Here is a 24695-nt window from a genome sequence, read left to right as displayed (position 1 = left end):
AGCCCAGTAGAACTGCCAGTTTAGGGATAAACTGTTAATGAAATTGACTTTTTATACTATAAAACGATAGCCTAAACCCTTCCAAATTGGAAGATTTTATGTTTTAATCTAAAATATGCATCATAATCAAGATAAAATTAGATTATGCTCGTATAATATTTTAATAAACATAGTGCCCTCCCTCTACTTTCGGTGCCGAACCTATAGCGCTACAGTATAACTGTAGCTGGCTGTTGTCTTCATTTCTGCGCCTGTTAGCACTTGAGCTTCTCTGACTAAACACTTCCTCAGCAATGTGTTGAGCCGAAGTGGTTTAACTCGTGTTAACTGCTTTTCACTCCGTTACTAAAATTACTATGAAGGCAAATGAAAAAACTAATACTACTGAGTCTTGTCATGTTGCTCACCCTATCTCAAGAGGCGTTTGCACAAGGCAGGACGGTTACTGGTAAAGTTACTGACCAGGCAACCGGCCAGCCCCTTCCGGGAGTAGCTGTAATAGTACAAGGCACTACAGTTGGTACATCTACCAACGTTGAAGGTGCTTATACTATTAACGTTCCCGCGGGTGGCACCGCTCTCCAATTCCGATATATCGGATACGAAACTACTACAAGAGAAATTGGCAATGCATCAACTATAGATGTGGCCCTCGGCGTTAATGCACAGCAATTACAGGAAGTGGTTGTAACTGCTCTTGGTGTTGAGCGTGAAGAACGCTCTTTGGGCTACTCTGCCAGTACAGTGCAGAGCGAAGAAATAACAAGAGCCAGGGCAACCAGCCCTATGAACTCGTTACAGGGTAAAGTAGCAGGCGTAAACATTACCACTGCTTCCGGTCAACCTGGAGCCTCAACCAAGGTTATACTTCGCGGTTATAGTTCTATAGGTGGTGATAACAACCCGCTTTATGTGGTGGATGGTACACCAATTACAAACGGTTCGGGTAACTATTCAGCTGGTGGCGTAAACAGAACCCAGGACTTTGGTAACCGCGCCAATGACATTAACCCCGACGATATAGCCTCTATAACTATACTTAAAGGAGCTGCAGCTACCTCGCTTTACGGATCACGGGCAGCAAACGGAGCGATACTTATCACTACTAAGCGAGGTCAGGCTGGCGAAAAACCAAAAATAGAAGTTACCAGTTCGGCCACCTTATCCAGACCACTGTTTTTGCCACAGTTGCAGAACAGGTTCGGACAAGGCTGGAGCGCTAGATTTGCCTTTGAAGAAAATGGCAGCTGGGGCCCTAAATTCGATGGCAGACAGCGTGTATGGGGTAACGTGGTAAATAACTCACAGCAGTTAAAGCCATTTGTAGCCCAGGAAGATAACTTGAAAGATTTCTTTGAAACAGGCCAGGCTTACCTGAATACAGTATCGGTGAGTGGTGGCTCAGAGCAGTCTACTTATTACCTGTCTTATAGTAACGCTACAGAAAATGGCATCATCCCGACCAATGCTGACCAGTATGACCGTAATACTGTAGCCTTGAGAGGTTCGACCAAAGGAGAAAAACTATCTGCTTCTTCCAGCCTTAACTATGTTCGTAAAGATGCCTCAGTAGTTACTACTGGCCAGGGAGGTGGAGGTACCACACTCTTCCAGGAGATTATCCAGATTCCGCGCGATATAAGTATAGTTGACTTCGAAGATTTGGACAACCCGTTCAACACAAACGATAACTACTTTACGCTTTATGCGCAGAACCCGTACTGGCCGCTTAAAATGAATGGCAACGACCTGGAAGAAAACCGCTTCTTCGGTAACATTACATTAGACTATAAGCTGAATAGCTGGTTAACATTATCGGCAAGAGGTGGTGGTGATGTTGCAGCAGGTGTACTGAAAGACTGGATCAGGCCTTATGATTATACCCCAGGCAGCCCGAATGCAACTGCCAGCCCGTCAGAAGGTTTTGTGGCTGAAATAAACACACTGGCCCGAGAGTTGAATTCAGATATTATTGCCTCAACAAACAATGACCTGACTGAGAATATACATTTAAATGCACTGGCTGGTTTTAACGTGAACGAGCGGTATGGTAAGAATACCACAGCTTCTATCACCAACCTAAGTATACCAGACTTCTTTGACTTGTCAAATACTACAGACCCGGTAACTGCAACTACCTTAACACAACAGCGCAGGTTAATCGGGGTATATGGCCAGACAGAATTCTCTTTCATGGACTACCTGTTCCTTACTCTAAGTGCGCGAAACGACTGGTCATCTACACTTCCAAAAAATGATAACTCCTTTTTCTATCCGGCAGCTAACGTAGCCTGGGTATTCTCTGATATGTTCACTGACCTGCCATCTGCACTATCCTATGGTAAGATCAGGGCATCATGGGGACAAGCAGGTAACGATGCACCAGTCTATAGTATTGATCCGGTGTTTGTACCTGGTGGTACAGGACTAGGTTTTGGTACTATTAACTTCCCAATTGCAGGTATCAACGCTTTCGAGTTATCGAACCAGATAGGTAACAGACAATTACAACCAGAGATTACTACTGAAATGGAAGTAGGTACAAACCTTGGCTTTTTTGAAAACAGGGTGAACGTTGACCTTGCATTCTACAACAGAAAGACAACTGATCAGATTCTTGCAGTTCCGGTAGACCCAACTTCAGGTTTTACCACACAGATACAGAACTTTGGTGAAGTACGAAACAGAGGTGTGGAGCTGTTGTTGTCTGGTTCACCGATACAAGCAGGTGATTTCAGCTGGGATGTACGCTATAATTTCACAAAAAATGATAACGAAGTTACCGAACTGAAAGAAGGGCTTGACGAAGTATTACTGACTAGTGTTTTTGGTATCAGGTTTGTTGCTGAAAAAGGAGAGCCACTGGGTGTGTTCAGAGGAATAGATTACCAGCGGGACTCACAAGGCCGTATTATTGTTAACCCTGCAACTGGTTATCCTTTGGCTGGCGAAGAAGTTAAATTTGGTACTGCGCAGCCTGATTTTACAATGGGCTTGTATAATACCTTTAACTATAAAGACTTCTCTCTGTCTTTCGGTTTCGACTATAGAAAAGGAGGCTTGTTCTATTCTTATACCCAGCGCCTAACGCAGTTTGTGGGTAACTCAACCAACACCTTGTATAACGACCGCCTGCCATTTATTGTGCCTAACTCGGTGGTAACAGTAGATGCTGATGAAGATGGAGTACCAGATGTGAATGGAGAAGGGGACCTGGTAACCGTGCCTAACACTACGCCAATAGAAGCCGATCACGTGGTAGATTACTGGAACCCAAGCAGTAACCCGCCAATTGAACGGGACCACCTGCGCGAAAGAGATTTCCTGAAAATGCGTGAGCTTACCTTAGGCTACAATCTGCCAACTACATTTATTGAGCGCACACCATTCAGCAATGCCAATATCAGTTTCGTAGCCAGGAACGTGTTTGTCTGGACTCCGGATAACAATAATATCATTGACCCAGAGTCTACCACATTTGGTAATGACCTGCTCAGTGAGTTTGGCGAGTTTGCAGGCGGTCCTACTACACGAAGCTTCGGCTTGAGCCTCAAATTTGGTTTCTAAGAACAGTTAAAATTGAAGAACATGAAAAGAGCAATCAAATATATCGGAGCTATCATGGCAATGCTGTTCGCTACGACCTCCTGCGATGATTTTCTGGATGTGAACACTGACCCGAATAACCCTATCAACGCACCAGTAGAGCTGTTATTTCCGGCTGCGGTAATTTCAACAGCTGGTACAGTTGGCGGGCAATATGCTATCCTTGGCGGGTTATGGTCACAGTATTATACACAAAACAATGCTTCTAACCAGTACAAGGATATAGATTCTTACAACATTATCTCTACCAATACGACGTTTGCCGGCAGGTATACAGAGTTGTACTCAGGAGCCTTAAACGACTATCAGGTAATCAGAGACAGGTCGCGCACTGCAGGCCAGTGGGATGCCTACCTTATGGCTACCGTTATGCAGTCTTACACTTACCAGGTACTTACAGATTTGTATGGAGATATTTCTATTGATGAAGCCCTGCAAGGGAATCAGGGCAATGTTAATCCGGTTTTCAGGCCCGGACCAGAGGTATATGACACTCTGATAGCCAGAATAAACTTTGCACTGGCGCAGGAAATTCCTGAAGGAAGCGCCAGTTCAGGCCTGTCAGAAAACGATGTTGTTTTTGGTGGCGATATGGAACAATGGGTACGTTTTGCAAATACGCTTAAACTTAAAATATTCATTCGCCAGTCAGAAGCACGCCCTGATGTAGCACAGGCCGGTATTGAGGAAATGTATGCTGCCGGAGCTGAGTTTTTAGATACATCTGCCAACGTGGACATATTTGAGGATGTTACCAGCAGAAGGAATCCACTATATGAAATGGACCAAAGTACTGCGCTTAACACAAACCAAAACCTGAAAGCAAGTCTTACGCTTTTTGAATTCCTGGAAGAGAATACCGACCCCAGATTACAGGCACTTTACCGGGAAGCGACATCAGGTGGCTATAAAGGGCAGCAACAGGGTACATTTAATGCAACAACAGCACAACTGGACCCTTTATCAGTTTCCAGAGCTTTAATAGAGCCGGACGCTCCTGTTTATTTTATATCAGAAGCTGAGAGTTACTTTTTGCAGGCAGAGGCTGTACTTAGAGGATGGGGAACCGGAGATGCGGCAGCACTTTATAATGCAGGTGTAGATGCCTCTTTTGCGCAATTAGGTGTTGATAGAGGGGGCAGATATCCTTTTCCGGGAGGTGGTTTTGAAGAGCAGTTAAAGGCTATCATTACCCAAAAGTGGGTTGCACTGGCTGGCACTTACCAAGGCCTGGAAGCTTATTTTGAACAGCTCAGAACAGGATATCCTGATTTCTTTGATTACCCGGTAGAAGGTGTAACTGGTGGTGTATTTGCTAAACGGCTTCCGTTGCCGAACATTGTGTCGCAGCGTAACCCGAACGCACCGCAGACGCCTGTACCAATTACAACGCCGATCTGGTGGGATATTAAATAGTTGTAAAGATCTAAATCTTAGAAATCATGAAAAGAAATAAGATATTATACTTTTTTGCACTTTTTGCAGCGTGCCTGTTTGTAAGCTGCGATAAGGATACAGAAGATATCTCCACTATCACGTTTTATCCTGTGTTTGAAATGGAAGGAGAACAGTTTCAGACTGTTTTTGTCGGAGATACTTACACTGATTCAGCTGTAACAGCCACCGAAGCTGGAGAACCTTCTGAGATTACAACAGTGGGCTCTGTTGATACCAGTACGCCAGGCGTTTATACTATAACTTACTCGGCTACCAACAAAGATGGTTTCACAGTATCTGTCAGCAGATATATAGGGGTTATAGATTCTGCTGTAACTGATGTAGACCTGAGTGGGATGTACCAGAGAACTGCTGGTGCACTTGGTGTATCTACAGTTATAAAGCTTGGGCCCGGCCATTACACCACCGACAACGTTGGCGGTGTAGCAGTGCCGGGGCCATCCACAACCATTCATTTCTTCAATACTGAAGGAACTACGTTGGTCGCGCCAGCACAAGAAGTTGCAGGTGGGGGGGTATTCTCTATTGAGGATGGATCTTATGTGCCGGTAGGCAATTCGGCTAGCCAATATAGCTGGGTTGTAATAAACCCTGGGTACGGTACTGCTCTGCGAACTTTTGAAAGACTTTAAGGATAATGTTATGAAAAACAGATATACATATATTATAGCACTGCTCTTTCTGCTTGGTGCACTCAGTTCCTGCGAAAGGGATGATCCGGAAATAGAAATGACCGCCATTGGTGATATGGCTGGCGAATGGTATGTAACCTATAAGGCAGATACATCAGGAACCGGAGACCTGGTTGATGTGTATGGGGTAGGTTATTCACCATTAATAACTTACAATACTTCCGGAAATACAGTTGACTCTATGATAGTAGATGACCTTGGTAATTTCTGGGAATATAAAACAATAGTAGGTGTGAATAAAGCTGAAAGAACTTTCTCAGCGCCGAACGGTGATAATTTATACTACGACTCCAATGGAGTAATTATTAATAATGGCAAGATCATTATTGGAGGCGGAGAATCCAGAACAGGAGTAAAGACGGACAGCATCTATTTTGAAGTTGCTTTTGGCGACGATGATACCGGATTAACCTACGTTGTTTCGGGTCACAGGCGTACCGGTTTCCTGGAAGATGAATTTTAACAGAAAAGTCTTTCTAAAAGAGGGGGCGTTTTGCCCCTTTTTTTATACTTTATAACCACAGATTACCCTATGAGAACTATAAAACTTTTACCCGGCCTTATATTGCTAAGTATAGTTTGCGCTATAGGCACAGCTTCTGCACAGCGTGGAGAACGGTTAGCTTTGCCACCCGGAGAATATTTCCATAATCAGCAGTTTGCCATTGTTAATTATGATAACATAAGAGAGATAAACACTAGAGTAGCAAATGCTGAAGGCACAGTTTACCTTAACGATAACTGGACTACCGGAACGCTTTATACCTCCTCGGGACACGTGTTGCAGGACGCACAGCTGAAGTATGACATCAAAAACGATGTGATGGAAATAAATACAGCAGATGGCGTTAAAACCCTGATGGGGCGGTATATTAAGCAATTCGAGCTGCAGGAGCCAACAAAAAAAGCTCTCTATGTAAGTGGTAGCAATACTGATGTGGCAGCCGGGTTACATACTACTTTTTATAAAGTGCTTGCAACCTCCCCGGATTTAAACCTGCTTATGCGCACAGAGTTACATTTAAAGCGATCGGATTATTCGCCGCAGTTTGATGTGGGCAGCAAAACAGATAAACTGGTAAAAAAAGAAAAGTTATTCCTGGCAAGAGGTAACGACCTTACAGAACTGGAGAAAGATAGTTATTCTGTTTTCGGGAATAAAGCTGATCGGGTAAAGGCGTATGCCAAAGCCAAAAAACTGAAACTGAATAAGAAAGAAGACGCCATTGCCATTTTAGAATTCTATAGTTCGTTATAGTCAAAGTTTGTTACTCTGGCACGGGTTGTATAGTATTTGCCCTTTTAAGGAAAAGCTTTTTGCTTTAAAAGCCTATTGAGCTCAATAGCTTTTTTTCTTCTTCAATATTAGCTGAAAGCAATTACAGGTCAGGAGCTTTCTTCCCAGTTTTATGTTGCAGTATGTTGTTGCCAGGGCAGTAGGATTATAGACAAGAATAAATGAAGCGAAGTTGTTACGAGTTAAAGAGGTCCCAGGTATTTTCTGCAAACTTTACTTGTACAGTCCAGCCCCGAATTAGCCTTTGTTTCCGTAATGTGATAGATGTGTAATATAGGGTCTGACTTTAGAAAGCAAAGCGAGTACATTGTTCTTTTTATCATCTTCTGAATCTATCGCTCTCGACTTTTCAAACCCGAACAGACCTAATGAAAGAGCACTGGGCTTTTGGAGCATCAACTGTCTCTATCTTGCGCTCTTTATCAGGCGCGAAAAGTGGGGTGTTAAAGTAACAGAATCTATTTTTAACGACGACTCCATACACTATCTAAGAATACTGGTAAATAAAAGTGTCCCTATCTGGTAAGCGATCACTTCACAGATTGTGAAGTTTCAAGAATGTAGTTCGCAGCGTTCAGCCAGATAATAATTTATTAATGTTACAGGTGTTTATTTTAAGATATACTGTTATTTCGGTTATAATTATTAATAGGTTTTAAGTGCTGTTATTCTGGGTCTATAGTAGGTGCATTTCTTAATAATAGGAGGAATAAATAGTTGTTTGTGTGTTATAACACTGATTTAGTAGATAAAATTTATCTGTTCGTCGAGAAAATATTTTTTGCTTAACAGTTGCTTATCAATTAAATCGTCAATATTATTGACAAAGTTTTGGAGTTTTATCGCCCGATGAAAGTAAGTGATTAAGAAAAATAATGCTCCAAATACAACTCTGTAACAAATGATGTATTTGCTATTGTAAAGCAATCATCATACCTCTTCATAAATTTATTCTATAACACGGCAGTGTGATGTAATGCATCAGATTGCTAGCAGTTACATTAATGTTTAGTGCCTTCAAAAAAGGTGCTCAGGTATTGTATTGTCTATACTTTTAATAAAAATCTTAACACAATTACTAACTAACCTTTTTATTATTCACTTTAAAATTAAACACTAAATGAGAAAACTATTACTCATGAGTTTTATTTTGACGCTAACACTGCTCAACCAGGCAGTTGCTCAAAGTAGAACTGTGTCTGGTACAGTTACTGACCAGAGTACCTCTTTAGGATTGCCCGGAGTGGCAGTTATTGTTAAGGGCACATCGGTTGGTACAGCAACAACTGCAGATGGATCCTATACGCTTAATGTGCCTGAAGGCGCTCAAACACTTGTTTTCCGCTTTATAGGTTACACCACTGTTGAGAAAGCAATTGGTAGTGCAACTACCATTAACGCAACACTAGCTGTAGATAGCAAGCAACTGGAAGAGGTTGTTGTTGTTGGTTATGGTACTCAGTTAAAAAAGGATGTAACAAGCTCAATTTCAAAGGTTAAGGGAGCTGAAATTGCTAACCTGGCAACTCCAAGCTTTGACCAGCAACTTGCAGGCCGTGCATCTGGTGTAGTTGTGCAGCAACCATCAGGTATATTAGGAGCACCTCCGGTAATTCGTATTAGAGGAACAAACTCTATATCTGGTAGTAACTCCCCTTTAGTAGTTATTGATGGCGTACCAGCTCTTAGTGGTAATACCGGCGTTTATGCTTCTTCAAATGCACTTGGCGATATCAACCCAAATGATATTGAATCATTTGAGATATTGAAAGATGGTGCAGCTACAGCTATTTACGGTTCTCGTGCGTCTAATGGTGTAATCCTGGTTACAACCAAAAAAGGTAAAAAAGGACAGGTAAAAGTAAATTACGATATGTATACGGGCTGGTCTAAGGCTGTAAAACTGCATGATTTACTAAATGCTGAGCAATTTGTAGAAATCGCAAACGAAAAGTATACAAATGCAGGAAATGCTCCTCAGGCATTCATGGATAAAAATAATACGAATACAAACTGGAATGACTATGTTTATAGAACAGGCTTCCAGCAAAACCACAGTATTTCAGCATCTGCTGGTACTGACCGTAGCAAATATTATTTCTCTCTGGGTTATACAGATCAGCAAGGTATTGCTATTGCCAACGACCTGAAACGCTACTCTTTAAGAGCTAACTTAGATCAGAAAGTTTCTGAGCGCATTACTTTTGGTGTAAATATAGGTTTAACGCATCAGTTGAATAACGGTGTGTCAACAGGTTCTAACAGCTTAGGTGGTAATACATTTGCTGTAATACGCATGTTGCCAAACGTTGCAGTGTATGATGCTGCTGATGAAACTGGTTACAATATTGATGATAAAAACCTTGCTGCCTTAGGTAGAGGTGCAAACTTGATCCACATCAATAACAATACGCCAAACATTGTTTTCAGCTTAAAAGAGAATATCCGTAGAGCCGCAAGCTATCGCGCGAATGGTAACACATTCTTAGACTTCAAAATAATTGAAGGCCTTAACTTAAGAACTTCACTAGGTGTTGACTTAGCCCTGAGCGAAGACTACGGTTATATGGACCCTCGCCATGGTGACGGTAGAGGATTAAATGGTTATATCGATCAGTATTACTCTCCTTACAGCACCTGGAACTGGCAAAACATACTTTCTTACAACAAATCATTCAATGATATGCATAACATTGATGTGACAGCTGTAGCAGAGTATAACAAAACAAAATCAACTTATTTCAATGCCTTTGGTAGCGGGATCTCTGATCGCTTATTTAAAGAAAATATCGTTAGCGGTACTTTAGCAAATAAAGACATTTCTGGTGGTATTGGTGAAAGTGGCCTTTCTTCTTATTTAGGTCGTATCAACTATAACTACAAAGGAAAATATTATATCGGAGGTTCTCTTAGAGCAGATGGTTTGTCAAAACTGTCTCCGAACAATCGCTGGGGTTATTTCCCGGGCGTATCTGCTGCCTGGAGAGTTTCTGAAGAAGATTTCTTCAAAGGTTCAGCGATCGCAAACATCGTTTCTGACTTAAGGTTCAGAGGTAGCTATGCAGAAGTTGGTAACTCAAGCATCGTAGGTGGTAACTTCCCTTATTTAGGTTCGTTTGCTCCTAGACCTTATGGTGGTGCTAGTGGTATATCGTACAGTAACACTGGTAACGATGAATTGAGCTGGGAAACACAAAAGATCTCCGATGTAGGAATTGATCTTGGATTTTTCAATGGCCGCTTAAACTTTGAAGCTGCTTACTGGAGAAAAGATAACAAAGACGTTGTATTGGCGGCGCCTCAACCACCATCACTTGGTCTACCTGGTAACCTGATCTACATGAACATCGGTTCAATGAAAAACGATGGTCTGGAGTTCTCTGTTAACGGATCTATTATTGAAAAATCAAACTTCACATGGAATGCCAACCTGAACTTCTCAACGCAGAACAATGAGGTTACAGCATTGGTAAATAACCAGGATATCATTGGTGATTACACAATCAATAGAGTTGGTGAGTCATTCAACGCGATCTATGGTTATGTTTACGAAGGTGTAAACAAGGCAAATGGTAACCCAATCTATAGAAAAGCGGATGGTAGCCTTGTTCAGTCGAGCCTTCAGACTGGTTTGTCAGGATATTATGTATATGACCCTGCTAACCCTAACAACCTGGCGTTTACTACTCCTGCAGAGAAGGCTGAGGTTCAGAAGCTATCAAGAACACTTACGAACGATGACAAAGTTGTGCTAGGTAGTGCACTGCCAAAGTGGTTTGGCGGACTTGATAATAACTTTAAGTATGGCAATTTCGACCTGAATGTATTCTTACGCTACTCAGGTGGTAATAAGATCATGAACCGTACTCGTCAGGATTTATTAAACCAGACTTTTGAGAACAATGGTACTGAGATCTTAGGCAGATGGCAGAGCCCGGAAAAACCTGGTGATGGGGTAACCCCTCGTCTATACCAGGGTAGAGGCGTAGCAGCCAACGCAGACGGACAATCTACAACCCGTTTCGTTGAAGATGGAGACTTCCTGAAAGTAAGCAATCTTGCTCTTGGTTATACACTTCCATCTGCTCTGACTGATAGAGTGAAAATACAGCGTTTAAGAGTATATGCGCAGATGCAGAATGCATTTACCATTACAGGTTACAAGGGGCTAGATCCAGAAATCTTCACTTCAACAGGTGTTGACTTTAATGCAAACCCTCAGCAGCGTGTTGTTCTAGTAGGATTAAACCTTGGTTTCTAAAATATTAATTTAATTACGATGAAAAATACTTTTTATCTGAAAAATAAACTGCGACTGGCGCTGCTTGCTCCTTCGCTGGCGCTATCAGTTATGATGACGTCTTGCGAAAAGGAGACTATGGATCTGCTGCCGAAAGATCGTATCACAGAAGCTTCAGCTTTTGAAACTGCTGAAAGAATTGAACTGTCTATGCTTGGCGTTTACGATGCTGCACAGACTGGCTTTTATAGCGGTGCTCAACGTGGATATCCATTTGGGGCAGCCTCAATTCAGCAGGGTGATGTAAGAGGCGAAGACATGCTAAACGTTGCGGCATTTTACGCTTTTTCGTACGAGAGTACATTTAACGCTACTACTACACTAAACAATGTGTATATGTGGGAGACATTATATGGCCTTATCAATAAAGCCAATATAATGATAGAAGGGGTACAAACTGCTGCGGCTGCTGGTATTATTTCAGCAGAGAAGGCAAAGTCGTACGAAGGTGAAGCCAGATTCTTAAGAGCGTTGGCACATCACGAGTTGCTAACTCACTTTGCAAGACCATACAATCACACCGCAGATGCTTCACATGCAGGTGTGCCTTACAGAAGATCTGCCATTAATAATCCTACCAGAATAGAGGAGGCTAAAAAACAAGGCAGACATACTGTTAAAGAAAGTTATGCTTTCCTGTTAGAGGATCTTGATTTTGCTGAAAACAATATCACTACAGCAACTTTAACAAGAGCTTCTAAGGGTGCTGCAATAGCGCTTAAAACAAGAGTAAAGCTGCACATGAGAGACTGGAGTGGTGTAGTTACTGAAGCAAATAAAATTGTTACCGGTACTACTACATTCACTAGCCCTGTTGGTGGCTATGCTTTAACAGCTACTCCTGAAGGTCCATTTACTGGCAACAAAGGTAATAGCGAGTCTATCTTCTCTATCCTGAATTCAACAGATGATAACCCTGGCACAAACGCTGCCTTGGCTAACATGTATTCAGGAAAGAACCGTGCTCTTGTTGCAATAAGCCCTGTTATCTGGAACCAGACTTTCTGGCCTACAGATGATAAGAGAAGAACAAACCTTGCTCTTTCTGCTTTTGGAGGTGAAATGTATACCACTAAATACCAGGATCTGACAGGTTGGTCTGATAATACACCGGTTATTCGTTATGCTGAAGTGTTACTGAACAAAGCAGAAGCGCATTCCCGTTTAAATCAGCCAGTTGAAGCACTTGCACTTTATAAGGCTGTAAGAGGCAGATCTACAAGCCAGATTGATTTAGCACTTGTTGGTGATGCCTTAACTCAGGCTATCATTAATGAGCGCAGAATTGAATTTGTGGCAGAAGGGTTACGCTGGAAGGATATTCACAGATTAGCTAAGAATGCTGAATTTGGTGTTTCTGGTATCCCTGCAAAAGTTGCTTATGGAGCTGTAAAGGCTACAGATTGGGTTGCTGCAAGCGGTGAAGTGAGACCTGCACTGTTTACCAGTATTCCTGCAATACCTTATGGTGATGACCGCTTCCTATGGCCAATACCAACATCTGAGACAACATCAAACCCAGTATTAAAAGCACAACAGAACCCTGGTTACTAATTTTAGATAAGTTTGTTTTAAAAGCCCGCTGCACTTGTAGCGGGCTTTTTTATGCGCCTTATTTTGGATAATTTTAGCAATGTGCGTGGAGCTTTTTTTAGTAGTTTTGTGTTTCAGGCAAGTATAACAGACGCACATTTATAGGTTATGTTACTCTCAACGTTTAGCGGTACAGTTCTGGAAGCTGGTATAGATGAAGCGGGTCGTGGCTGTTTGGCCGGGCCTGTGGTTGCGGCGGCAGTTATTCTACCCCCAGACTATAAACACCAGTTACTGAAGGACTCCAAACAGCTAAATAAAAAACAGCGCGAACTCTTACGCAAAGATGTGTTGCAGGATGCAGTTGCCTGGGCAGTAGGAGAGGCCTCGCCAACTGAGATAGATGAAATAAATATACTGCAGGCAACTTTCCTGGCCATGCACCGGGCTGTAGCTGCTCTAACCCACACAGCAGAATACCTTATAGTTGACGGGAATCGCTTTAAACCATATGGCATTGTGCCACATACTTGTATCGTGAAAGGAGATGGAAAGTATTTGTCTATCGCGGCGGCATCTGTGCTTGCTAAAACGCACCGCGACGACCTGATGGAGCAGTTGGCCCTAGAATTTAGTATGTATGGCTGGGAGCGAAATGCAGGCTATCCTACAACAGAGCATCGCAGTGCTATAGCAACATACGGGCCCACCAACCACCACCGTCTTTCTTTTACGCTGCTGCCTGAACCGCTAAGCGCAGTTTAAGCAGTTGGTAACTATAGTTGGGCGTTATTTAAGCTTAATCAGATCCAGGAAAAGGGTAAAGCTGTCCAAGGACGATAAGTTATTATCGAAGTTCTCGAACGACAAAGGCTTTAAAATATAGCCGGATACCTGTAACTTTTGAGCGGCCATACGATCTGTTTCTTCATTTGACGTAGTCATGATAAAAACAGGGATATGGCTGAATTCAGGATCATGACGCAATTCTGTTAAGAACTCCATGCCATTCATTTTCGGCATATTTATATCCAGCAGTATAACCTTAGGTGCAGGGGTAATTTTAGGAACACCATCGCCACGCAGCATTTTCAGGGCTTCGCGGCCATTGCGCGCTACGTGCAGTGGTTGTGTTAATCCAATCTTCTTAAGCTCTCGCTCTACATTCATAATATCCAGGTAGTCATCTTCAACTAAAAGGATATTTAATATTTTTTCACTCATTATTTAAAAATGTAAATAGGGTGCTCAATTACAAAAGTAGGAAATCCCGGTCTTAACTTCTACTTTTTAGGCCAAGTAAATGTAAAAGTTGAACCATTATCAGGTTCAGAGTCAATCCGGATGGTGCCGCCCTGCCATTCCACAATCTTCTTAACGATGGCCAGGCCTACTCCAGTACTTTCCACAGCATCTCTTTCCTGTAAAGTCTGAAAAATTACAAAAATGCGCTCGTGGTAGTCTTTATCTATGCCAGGACCATTGTCAGAAACAGAGAACGTATAGAATTCCTCGCCCTCCTGGCAACCTATAGTTATGCTGCCTTCCGCTTTATCGTTATACTTTGCGGCATTACTGATCAGGTTCGAAAAAACCTGTTGTAACTGTACGCGGGCTGTATACAGAACAGGTAGATTATCGGGTATGGTTACCTTAAAATTATCAGGTAATGAGAGCAGATCTATAGTTTCCTTTACCAGTTCGTGAACCACTACTTGTTCCTCGATCAGGGTTGTACGGCCAATGCGCGCAAGGGCCAGTATACCATTAATAAGATTTTCCATGCGGTGTACCCTGGCCCGCATCATTACAAGGTATTCTTTTACATTGTCAGGAAGGCTACGTCCCATGTCTTCCTCTACCCACCTCGACGCTACTTCTATGCCACGCAAGGGTGCTTTCAGGTCATGCGATACCACATAGGCAAACTGGTCCAGTTCTTTGTTCTTCCTGTCCAGTTCCGAGAAAGTCTCATCAATAGTAGCAGCCATCATATTAAGGGAACGTGAGAGCATGCTTAGCTCATCATTGGCTGTATCAATTATCTGTGTTTTATATTCTCCTTTCGAGATCTTATCGGCCAGGTTTACCATTATCATGATACGCCCGGTAATAAGACGGGTAATATAGTAAGCCCAGCTTAGGCCCAGCACTACAGAAATTATAGTTAGTATAGTGGATACCTGACGTGTGTTCTCAATACTGCTGTTAAGTCGGGTAAGCCGGTCTGCCCGCACTTTGTACTCGTAAGCATTAAAATCCCTGAAGGCAACACGTAACGAGTCCATCAGGGTTTTTTCGCCCATCAGCAGGGTCTCTACATTTGAAGTTATATCTGTTAAGGTGCTATCGGCCAGGTCTGCCCTTGTAATCCTAATCAAAGGCTCTGCATAGTCTAATTCCCAACGCTTCTGCATACTCATAATATGCTTTAGCTTTTGTGTCTGGTCTTTTGTATAGGTCGTATATTCTGACAGATCCTGGAAAAGAGCTGGCATTTGTTCTTTTGCCTGGGTATAAGGTTTCAGGAAAGTTTCGTTACCGTTCAGCAAAAAGCCCCGGATACCGGTTTCCATATCAATAATGTTACGTTGCAGGGATGCCGAGTTACGCACCACCTCCTGTGAACGTGTCACCCAGTCTGAGTTTGCATTTACATCTTCCGAGAGCCGGAAGTTAACTATAGCCACAGCTGTGAACAGTGCCGAGATAAGCAGGAACCCGACAAACAGCTTTACAGATAATTTCATGTAAGAGATTTACTTTCTGCGTAATGTCTGATAATCAACAGGATAGCCGCCTTGTATTAAGGAGCAGGAAAGGCTGTTGAACAAATATAAGAATTATAGGATAAAATTTTCGATAACCTCACGGCTATGGAGTTTTGCAGAAAGCGGTGTTTTATGATAAAGGTGCGGGTAGAAAAGCATGATGTTGATTTGGTTTGGCTAAAAACAGTGTCCGTTGTGTACGGGACTTTGGGTTTGGGGTTACACTTATTTGAAAAATAAATTGCACCTTTTTAATTATAAAAGATAAGTCCTGACACACCTATAGTTATGTCAGGACTTACTGTAAACCTTTTGACTTTACTAATTTGTAGTTTAGTCTCTCGGTATCTTTAATCAACTTATTTTACTAAAGTTAACTCACCAGGTTATTTGTTGAATTCATATTCATACCGGAGTTCTGCGTCTAATCTGAATTCACCATTTGTAACATCTTTGTTAAGATAAAAGATATTTACAGTTTTTAGTAATCCATTTTTGTCATACTCATAGATATATTTATAAGAACCGTAATCGTAAATGTAATTTCCAAAGTCTGTTGAATAATGCGTTAACTTTTCAGCTATCTTGTTGGTAGCATCATATTTATAGGTAGATATAGTCGATGTCGAGTAGGTCCCCCATGAGCGTGTAAATATTTCTTTTGTCTGGTTATTATAAGCATCAAATTCCCATTCGTAAGTTCCTTTGATGGCACTATTGCCCGATATATGTTCCCTGATTTTATTACCATGACTATCATAGGCATACTCATAAATAGCAGGGGCTTCATCAAAAGGATAATCATTAATCAGCATTTTGCTTGGGTTGTTGCCTGTAATATACTCATATCTGTACTTTTTAAGTAAATAGTGAGTACCACCTGAAATTGAATAATAATCGTAACCGTTCAGAGTGCCATTTACATATAAGTATTTGTTATAAGTATTATGGGTCGGGTAGTCAGATCTTAATATTTCCTTTTTAATAAGCAGACCATTTTCGTATGTATTGTTCTCTGTAAACAGAGGGTTTTCATGATCAGTTAAATAATGTGCTTTGCGGTACTGCTTTTTCAAAAGCACACCTTCTACATCATAAACTTCCTGAGACCAGGCAAGTCTTCTATTTTCAATTAGATTACCTTCAATGTCATAATTGTACATATAAGAAGAAACACTCTTAATTTTTGGCAAGGGAGCAGGGTCGTCTGATTTACTGCAACCCGTTAAAATAAGCAGAGCAAGCAATACTGAAGTAAGTAATGTTTTCATAATATATGATAAAGGTTTAGATAAAAGTTTCTGACGATTGATTCGTAAAACTAATATTAAACTTACTATATATTATGGAAAGCGTCAATAAGTTAATGACAGGCAATAGGTTTACGCTATTGCAAGCATCTAAAGTAATTCAGAGATAGAAGCTCAATAGTTTGCCGACTATATCCAAGTAGGCAGAAGTTGTGTCTTTGTATGTGACAAGTTTGCAACTATAGTTCACATGCAAATTACCGCGGCTTCTGAGCAGCCACTATATACACCAAACTACCACCTGCCGAGACATATTCCTCATTCAGCAGTTTCTGTTTCATAGTTATTTTATTGTAGAGCAGCTTTTCCCAGTAGGCATCAAATTTATCTTTTTCGCCGCCGCCTGCCATGTAATAGTTCAGGTTGTCCTGGTAATCATAACCCATGGCTTCGGTCTCAATCCATTGCATCATCTGTTCTACCCGCAATATCTTTTCCTGGGTATCGTAAGGCGGGATGATAGACAGTGCTTTATCCGATATCCAGACTTTAATGTCGCGCAGGCCAGCTTTCAGGAACAGGTCCGGGACAACATCGCCCAGTGAGTTAAAGCCTTCGCCCAGGTTTTTTTTGCCTTTTTCTATGCGGAGCTTTATTTCCAGCACGTCCAGCATGCCTTCCACGTTAAAATCGGTTTCGCCGTAACGGTCGAACATCAGGTTGGGCACTAGGTTATTGGGCTCCAGAGCCACTACCCAGGCACCCGGTTTGGTAACGCGTATCATTTCCTGGATTACACGCTGCGGGTTTTTAACGTGTATCAATAAGGTCTGGCAAAGGGTAATGTCGGCAATGTTATCGGGTAGCGGAATGTCAGTAGCGTTACCTACGCTGAATTTATAGTTGATCTGGTTGTGTCCGAACTGGCTGTGCGCGCGTTGTTGTGCCTCTGCTATATAGCCCGGTTCATAATCTACGCCTATAACATTGCTGCCATCGGGCATGTACTTCGAGAACTTAAAGCCCATCATACCCTTGCCGCAGCCAATATCCACTAAAGTCTGGCAATAAGGCAGGTGAAGGCGCTGGGCCAGTAATTCCAGGTAATCGTCGTTCCACCAGTATTCGCGGGCAGGGCCCAGGTGCTCTTCTGAATGTTGTTTTTCGTCTTGGTCTTTCAACTATAGTTTGGGTTAAATATAAAAAATAAGCCCCTGCCAGGGCAGAGGCTTATGGTATCTAGCTAAACAGGTATTACTTCATTTTTTTCCACTCTGCAATGGCCTGTTCATTCATACGTACATATTCCGGGTTGTTTGCTTTCTTAGCTAGTTCTATAGACTGTTCTGCGGTTTTTATAGCACCTTTATAGTCTTTTAAATTAGCCTGAATTTTAGCCTGTGCATGCAGGTTCCAGAACTTGGCATCTTTGGCATTGGCTTTTTTCATCCAATCCAGCGCCTGCTTCATGTCTTTGTTGGCGCTCATGTAGTACGATGCAGCTGCCGCATATGTGTTTGGCGAAACCTCTTTGCTGTTTACTACTTTCTCCTGTATCTGGGCCATCACTTTGCTATCTACATCAGTGGTAATGGTAAAGCTGGCGATCTCTTTGCCCCATAGTAACTCTACATCAGCGCTGTTGCTTTTCAGGTTAGCGAAGTTGATAGTAAAGGATTCTATAGTTCGCGGGTTGGTTTGTGGCTTTACAGTAAAGCGAAGCTGGTCATTAGCCTGATCATACTTTGCATCGTTGTTACCCCACAGTTCCTTATTTTTGTGCAGGATCACAGTCCACTCGTTTTGTGCAGGTATGCTCATCAGCACGTATTCGCCGGCAGGTACCTTATTGCCCTGTATGGTTATGTCGTCGTTAAACTTGATCAGGGTTGGGCTGTTAGCACCAGTTCTCCACATGTCGCCATAGATAGCTACATCTTTACCAACAGTGCGGCCTCGCAGCGACGGGCGCGAGTAAGAAACAGAAACATCGGTTAAGCCAACTTTCTGGGTTACGGTAGCAGCAGGGCTGGCAGCAGGGATTTCGATCTGGGCTTGTACAGTGCTTGCGCCAACTAACATGGCTGCAGAAAATGCTAAGCCGATAAGTGTCTTTTTCATGAGTTTATACTTTATTGGAGGTTTATAGTTTGGTGTGTGAAATTAGTCAAAATTAAGTTGCCTGTAAAGTTTAATTCCGGTCTGTTTGCTGCAACTATAGTTTACCAGCTGCGCCCTATGCTTAACCCAAAACGTGGTACCAAAGCTAAACTCCCGGTTTTCTCATCCCTGCCTTCCGGGGAAATAAATGGTGTAAGACCTGCCCGCACCAGCAATCCGCCTTTGGGTACCTGGTACCGGAATCCTAACCGTGCAAAGTACATGTTCTGTAACAGTTCAGGGGCATCAGTGAAGCGTTTGGTATAACCCAGGCCAAACTCGAAATGGTTACGGGCTTTACCCACCATCGCATAAGCTTCCAGAGGTACTACAGGGTACACGCCGGGTTCTTCTTCCATAAAAAACAGGTTGGTGCCCAGACCTGCTCTTAATCCGCCCTTCCAAGCATCCCGCTGGTATAAAATATGGTCAATGTTTATAGAATAGCTGTCGGAGTTACCGCCTGCCTCAACATAAAGCGAAAGTTTGGCCCGAATGTTTTGAGTGAACTCCTGCGCATGAACTATAAAGGGAGCTTGCAGCAGCAATAAGACTATAAAAGCGCGAAAAAGGTTGAAATGCATCTAGAAGCGGCTAACCGTTAACTATAGGTGTGAATTTGCATCGAACATACGAAAAATATAATATTAAGTATGCCAGCGCATAAAAAAACCTGCCGGGGAAGCTCCGACAGGTTTTCAGGGAATCAATAAGTAAACGTTAGCTGAGCTCAAACTGTAGTCTGAGCAGGTTGGCGTAAATACCGTTGTCGTTTGCAGAAAGCTGCTCATGCGAGCCTTCTTCCACAATTTCACCGCCATCAATCACCAATATCTTGTCTGCTTTTCTTATAGTTGCCAGGCGGTGCGCAATGATGATCGTGGTTCTGTCTTTCATCAACACATCCATGGCCTGCTGCACCAGTTGCTCTGATTCAGAGTCCAGCGAACTGGTTGCTTCGTCGAGTATAAGGATAACAGGGTTTTTAAGTATAGCACGGGCAATGGCCACACGCTGGCGCTGGCCACCCGATAATTTTATGCCGCGTTCGCCAACCAATGTATCCAGGCCTTCCGGGAACGACTCGATAAAGTTATAGGCGTTGGCTTTTTTGGCAGCTTCTATAATTTCAGCCTCCGTAGCTTCCGGACGGCCATAAGCAATATTCTCTTTTATAGTTCCGCCAAACAGCAACACTTCCTGAGGCACGATACCAATATTTCCACGTAGCGTGGTTAGGTCCATGCTACGCAGGTCTTTGCCATCAACAGTTATGCTGCCGCCCTGCACATCGTAAAAGCGCATCAGTAGCTGTATAATGGTTGATTTACCGGCACCACTTGGGCCAACTACAGCCACTTTTTCACCGGCTCGTGCTTCAAAGCTGATGTCTTTCAGTACCTGGATATCCGGGCGGGTAGGGTAGGAAAATGCTACATTACGATAAGTGATATTGCCCTGCACACGCGGTACCTGGCTCAGGGCCCGAAGGCTCTTATCCGTTGGTTCTTCCTGCTCCTGCAGTATCTCTAAAATACGTTCTGTGGCTCCTAAGGCTGACTGTACTTTACCGTATAGTTCGCCCAGACCACCAACAGAGGCTCCGATAAAGGCTGTGTAGAGTACAAACGAAACCAGGTCGCCCTGATTGATATCGCCATTTGCTACCAACGTAGCGCCATACCAGATAACGAGTATGATACCACCAAAAAGGCCGATGATGATAAAGGAGATGAAGGCGCCACGGTAATTTGCTGTAGTTATAGCTGTTTTAACTGCTTTTGCCAGGGTAGTACGGTAGCGGTTTACTTCAAACATCTCGTTTGTAAATGCTTTCACCGTGTTTATAGCCTGCAGCGTTTCCTCAACTATAACGTTGGTGTTTGCGAGCTCGTCCTGCGTTTTTTTGGATAGTGTTTTTATTCTGCGGCCAAAGACCATCGCCAGCACTATAAGCACCGGAAAAGTGGCCAGCATAAACAGCGACAGCTTAATGGACGTCCACATGATGATGATGACACCAACTATAAGCGTGGTAAACTGCCTGAAAAGCTCTGCCAGCGTGATAGACATGGCATCCTGCACCTGGGCTACATCTGTTGTAATACGGCTGGTAATTTCACCTACACGGCGTTTCTCATAGAATGAGATCGGAAGTTGCATGAATTTGCTGTACAGATCCCTACGGATATCGGCCACGGCATTCTCGCTTACCTGCGCAAAAAAGTACACCCTGAAAAATGAGAAAACACCCTGTAGTAATATAACTCCAAACAGCCCCATCGCTATGACGTTGATGTTTGTCAGAATGCCTGTTGAGTTGCCCGTAGCAGAATCGAATAGCTGACCTACCAGGTACGGGAAGGCCATAAAGGTAAGGCTGGAGAACAGCAGGAACCCAAGCCCAACTATAAATTTGAATTTATAAGGTAATACGTAGCTGAAAATGCGGAGCCCGCGTTGAAAGCTTTCCTTTGTGATCTTCTTTCGTTCTTCGCCGTCCTGCGCTCCTGTTTGCCCGAATCCGCGTTTTGCCATTAATGTACTGTGCGTTACTTAATTTTGAAAAGCCCCTATAGTTAGGTAGCCGGATTGGTTTTAACTGATACCTTTTGCTTAGGTTTAAAGTTGCCCAATTTACACTCCTGCAAAGGTAAGCAATAAAGAGTTATAGAATTAAAGAGTTTGGGAGTTTTAGAGTTTAGGGGAATGAGTTAGTGAAGTTAGAAAGTTAAAATAGCATGGCGCGAGCCTCCTGGCTCGTGTCGAACTATAGTTGGGCGTCCCGCCCATTTTTACACATTTCAAAATTCAGTGAATATGTAACAGACTATAAATTTCGGTAAGGGCCAGAGGCCCCTGCTATAGTTCGACACGAGCCAGGAGGCTCGCGCCATAATTGATGTAATTCTCGCTTCCTAAACTCTTTAACGCCCAAACTCTTTAACTAAATTAAGCTTGCTCTTGCGCCAGTTCCAGATCGTCTGTTTTGCCGGATGAGATGGCGAATAAACCAACAAATGTCAGGAAGCCGTTCAGGATCAGCACTTCAAAACCGAACTCATACCCATAGAGCCACTCTACAGAATTGTAACTGATAATGTAGGTAAGAATTGGGGCGACGATACAGATAGCCGGTACATATTTGTCGCGGATGGCGCGCTTGGTGTAAAGGCCAAAGGTGTAAAGTCCCAGCAATGGCCCGTAGGTATAGCCGGCCACTTTAAATACAGCTGTTATCACACTTTCAGAATTCAGAATATCAAAGGCGATAATCACCAGCACCATCACTACCGAAACCCCGAAGTGCACAATGTAGCGTAAACGCACGCGCTCGTGCTCCGATCGCTCACTAAAGTTCAGGAAATCGACACAGAAGGATGTTGTAAGAGCAGTAAGCGCAGAGTCGGCGGAAGCGTAGGTAATAGCAATGATACCTAAAATGAACACGATACCCAGGAATGGCGTGAAGTGGTTAAGTGCCAGGAACGGGAACACATCATCACCTTTAGCTGGCAGAGTTATGCCTTTCGTGTTAGCATAAATGTAAAGCAAAGCGCCCAGCGTAAGGAAAAGCATATTTACGAACACCAGTATAATACTGAACCAGAACATGTTTTTCTGGGCTTCGCCAATATTTTTGCAGCTCAGGTTTTTCTGCATCATGTCCTGGTCGAGGCCAGTCATAACGATCGCGATAAAAGCTCCGGAAAAGAATTGCTTCAGAAAATACTTGCTGTCTTTCACATCCCAGAAAAATACCTGTGAGTAATCGCTTGCCTGCACACTGTCAATCATCCCCTGGAAGCCCATGTTCAGCTCATCTGAAATAAGCCAGATGGTGGTAACAACCGCAATCAGCATGGCTGTGGTCTGGAAAGTATCGGTCCAGATAATGGTTTTCATGCCACCCCGGAACGTGTAAACCCAGATCAGCGCTATCGTTATCATAACCGAAACCGCAAACGGAACACCCAGATCATCAAACACAGCTAACTGCAACACACCTGCCACCAGGAACAAGCGGATGGAAGCACCCAGAGTGCGCGAAAGCATGAAAAAAGCAGCTCCCGTTTTGTAAGACCAGTAACCGAAGCGCTGCTCCAGGTAAGTATAGATCGACACCAGGTTCAATCTATAGTAAAGCGGCATCAGTACGGTAGCAATCACAAAATAACCCAGTAGATAACCTAGCACCAGCTGCAGGTACGAGAACTGCGCATTCTGTACCATCCCCGGAATTGACACAAACGTTACACCCGAAAGCGAGGTGCCGATCATACCAAAGGCTACAATGTACCACGGCGACTGTCGGTTGGCCAGGAAAAAGGTGTCGGAGTCGGTGTTCTTACTCGTGAACCAGGAAATAGTGATCAGAATAAGGAAGTAGCCAATAATCAGGCTTATAATTAGGGTAGAAGACATAAGGCTGTCTGTTAGATGTAAACCACAAATATAGCAAAAGTATAACGCTATTTTAGCTACCGCCTAGGCAAGGTCGCGGAGCAGCAGTGGTTCGCCTATAGCAGGTATTTTTAAGCCGCGCATAAGGCCGGCCGCAGCAATTTGCTCCAGCAACCGCACTGGCTCACTTGCCGGCTCATCTGATAAGTCAAAAGTGCCATAATGCATGGGTATAAAAGTGCCGCCACGCAGAATATTGTAAGCTCGCACTGCCTCGTTCGGGTTCAGGTGGCTTTTCTGCATCATAAACGTAGGTTTATATGCGCCCACAGGCATGATACAAATATCCAGCGGGCCAAAGGTTTCCTGTATCTCCTCGAAGTGGCCGTTAAAACCGGTGTCGCCGGCAAAGTATATAGTCTGTTCTTTTGTTTTGATGATAAATCCGCCCCAAAGTACCGTGTTCATATCAAACAGGCCGCGACGGTGCCAGTGCGATGCCGGTACAAAATAAATTTCAAGATGGTCAGGGACGATGTCGTAGCGCTGGTACCAGCCGGCTTCCTGGTAAGGCAGGTGTTTGCTCGCACTCCGGATAAGGCTACCGGCATGTAGCGGGGCCAGCACTTTTAAGTTAGGGTTGTTGCGGCAAACAGTCCGCAGCGATTTTATATCCAGGTGGTCGCGGTGGGCATGGGAGAGCAGCACGTAATCAATATTCTTCAGCTCTTCAGGTGCGCAAGGCAGGCCAACCCGGCGTTTGATCATCGGCAGGTCATACAAAATCGGGTCGATGAGAAAAGTAGTGCCCTGTACCCGTATAAAAAAGGTAGCATGCCCGAGCCACACGATCATATCTTCGGCAGCATGTATAAAATCGCAGCCTGCAACTACAGGTGGCGTATAGGTATCGGTTTTCTTTTCTGTTTTCTGTGGGTTTCCGGAGAGTTTCCAGCGGATCACGTTGCTGAAATCGGGATTGTATAGTTCCTCTCCGTTTGCAAACTGGTTGTGTATGATCTTGTTGCCTTTGTAGCCGGGTTTTATAGTTTCCAGCTTCGGGTTATTGATGTGCCTTACTTTAGGTTCCTTGTTCTGCAAGTCTGTAAGCGTTTGATGATGGTATACTATAACTATAATTGCACTGTTTGGGTTAAGGGAATGAAAATAAAAAAACGCTCTCCTGTTGCCGGGAAAGCGTTTTTAAAAGTATAAAATCTTCTG

At 43.3% G+C, this 24695-nt stretch carries 17 protein-coding genes; 8 read left to right on the top strand and 9 right to left on the bottom strand.

From position 1 onward, the window contains the following. Positions 1–366 precede the first annotated feature (366 nt). From KYK27_RS02190 to KYK27_RS02155, 8 genes are all read left to right on the top strand, one after another. Complete coding sequence (locus KYK27_RS02190) at positions 367–3567, top strand: SusC/RagA family TonB-linked outer membrane protein (protein WP_199108423.1); 3201 nt, start codon at positions 367–369, stop codon at positions 3565–3567. Positions 3568–3588: 21 nt separating this feature from the next. After that, positions 3589–5022 carry a SusD/RagB family nutrient-binding outer membrane lipoprotein gene (locus tag KYK27_RS02185; protein ID WP_199108422.1) on the top strand — a complete coding sequence of 478 codons (1434 nt, stop codon included), beginning with the start codon at positions 3589–3591 and terminating at the stop codon, positions 5020–5022. Between the two features lie 26 nt (positions 5023–5048). Beyond that, positions 5049–5696, top strand: coding sequence for a DUF5011 domain-containing protein (locus KYK27_RS02180; protein WP_199108421.1), 648 nt, complete (start codon positions 5049–5051; stop codon positions 5694–5696). Positions 5697–5706: 10 nt separating this feature from the next. Then, positions 5707–6219: a lipid-binding protein gene (locus KYK27_RS02175; protein WP_199108420.1), complete on the top strand. Its 513-nt coding sequence runs from the start codon at positions 5707–5709 to the stop codon at positions 6217–6219. A 69-nt stretch (positions 6220–6288) separates the two neighbouring features. Then, positions 6289–7014: a hypothetical protein gene (locus KYK27_RS02170; protein WP_199108419.1), complete on the top strand. Its 726-nt coding sequence runs from the start codon at positions 6289–6291 to the stop codon at positions 7012–7014. A 1159-nt stretch (positions 7015–8173) separates the two neighbouring features. Further along, positions 8174–11314, top strand: a complete 3141-nt coding sequence (locus KYK27_RS02165) for a SusC/RagA family TonB-linked outer membrane protein (RefSeq protein WP_246594249.1) — start codon at positions 8174–8176, stop codon at positions 11312–11314. Positions 11315–11332: 18 nt separating this feature from the next. Then, positions 11333–12907 (top strand): RagB/SusD family nutrient uptake outer membrane protein, encoded by a 1575-nt coding sequence (locus KYK27_RS02160; RefSeq protein WP_233150211.1) that lies wholly within the window; start codon positions 11333–11335, stop codon positions 12905–12907. 147 nt (positions 12908–13054) lie between these two features. Beyond that, positions 13055–13651, top strand: coding sequence for a ribonuclease HII (locus KYK27_RS02155; RefSeq protein WP_199108417.1), 597 nt, complete (start codon positions 13055–13057; stop codon positions 13649–13651). Positions 13652–13675: 24 nt separating this feature from the next. Here the strand turns inward: KYK27_RS02155 and KYK27_RS02150 are convergent, their stop codons facing one another. From KYK27_RS02150 to KYK27_RS02110, 9 genes are all read right to left on the bottom strand, one after another. Further along, positions 13676–14110: a response regulator gene (locus KYK27_RS02150; protein ID WP_199108416.1), complete on the bottom strand. Its 435-nt coding sequence runs from the start codon at positions 14108–14110 to the stop codon at positions 13676–13678. A gap of 59 nt (positions 14111–14169) precedes the next feature. After that, entirely contained in the window at positions 14170–15636 is a 1467-nt protein-coding gene (locus KYK27_RS02145; protein ID WP_199108415.1) for an ATP-binding protein, read from the bottom strand. A 407-nt stretch (positions 15637–16043) separates the two neighbouring features. Beyond that, positions 16044–16928 (bottom strand): hypothetical protein, encoded by an 885-nt coding sequence (locus tag KYK27_RS02140; protein ID WP_199108414.1) that lies wholly within the window; start codon positions 16926–16928, stop codon positions 16044–16046. Positions 16929–17164: 236 nt separating this feature from the next. Then, positions 17165–18088 (bottom strand): class I SAM-dependent methyltransferase, encoded by a 924-nt coding sequence (locus KYK27_RS02135; protein ID WP_199108413.1) that lies wholly within the window; start codon positions 18086–18088, stop codon positions 17165–17167. A 73-nt stretch (positions 18089–18161) separates the two neighbouring features. Continuing rightward, entirely contained in the window at positions 18162–19028 is an 867-nt protein-coding gene (locus KYK27_RS02130; RefSeq protein ID WP_199108412.1) for a DUF2911 domain-containing protein, read from the bottom strand. 101 nt (positions 19029–19129) lie between these two features. Continuing rightward, complete coding sequence (locus KYK27_RS02125) at positions 19130–19651, bottom strand: hypothetical protein (protein WP_233150210.1); 522 nt, start codon at positions 19649–19651, stop codon at positions 19130–19132. Between the two features lie 136 nt (positions 19652–19787). Then, entirely contained in the window at positions 19788–21605 is a 1818-nt protein-coding gene (locus tag KYK27_RS02120) for an ABC transporter ATP-binding protein (RefSeq protein ID WP_199108411.1), read from the bottom strand. Positions 21606–22019: 414 nt separating this feature from the next. Further along, positions 22020–23492, bottom strand: coding sequence for a sodium:solute symporter (locus KYK27_RS02115; RefSeq protein WP_199108410.1), 1473 nt, complete (start codon positions 23490–23492; stop codon positions 22020–22022). A 63-nt stretch (positions 23493–23555) separates the two neighbouring features. Beyond that, positions 23556–24572 carry an MBL fold metallo-hydrolase gene (locus KYK27_RS02110; RefSeq protein WP_199108409.1) on the bottom strand — a complete coding sequence of 339 codons (1017 nt, stop codon included), beginning with the start codon at positions 24570–24572 and terminating at the stop codon, positions 23556–23558. Positions 24573–24695: the final 123 nt, after the last annotated feature.

This window comes from Pontibacter populi (assembly GCF_019336435.1).
GTDB classification, from domain to species: domain Bacteria; phylum Bacteroidota; class Bacteroidia; order Cytophagales; family Hymenobacteraceae; genus Pontibacter; species Pontibacter humidus.
This window is presented reverse-complemented; position numbering and strand designations above follow the sequence as displayed.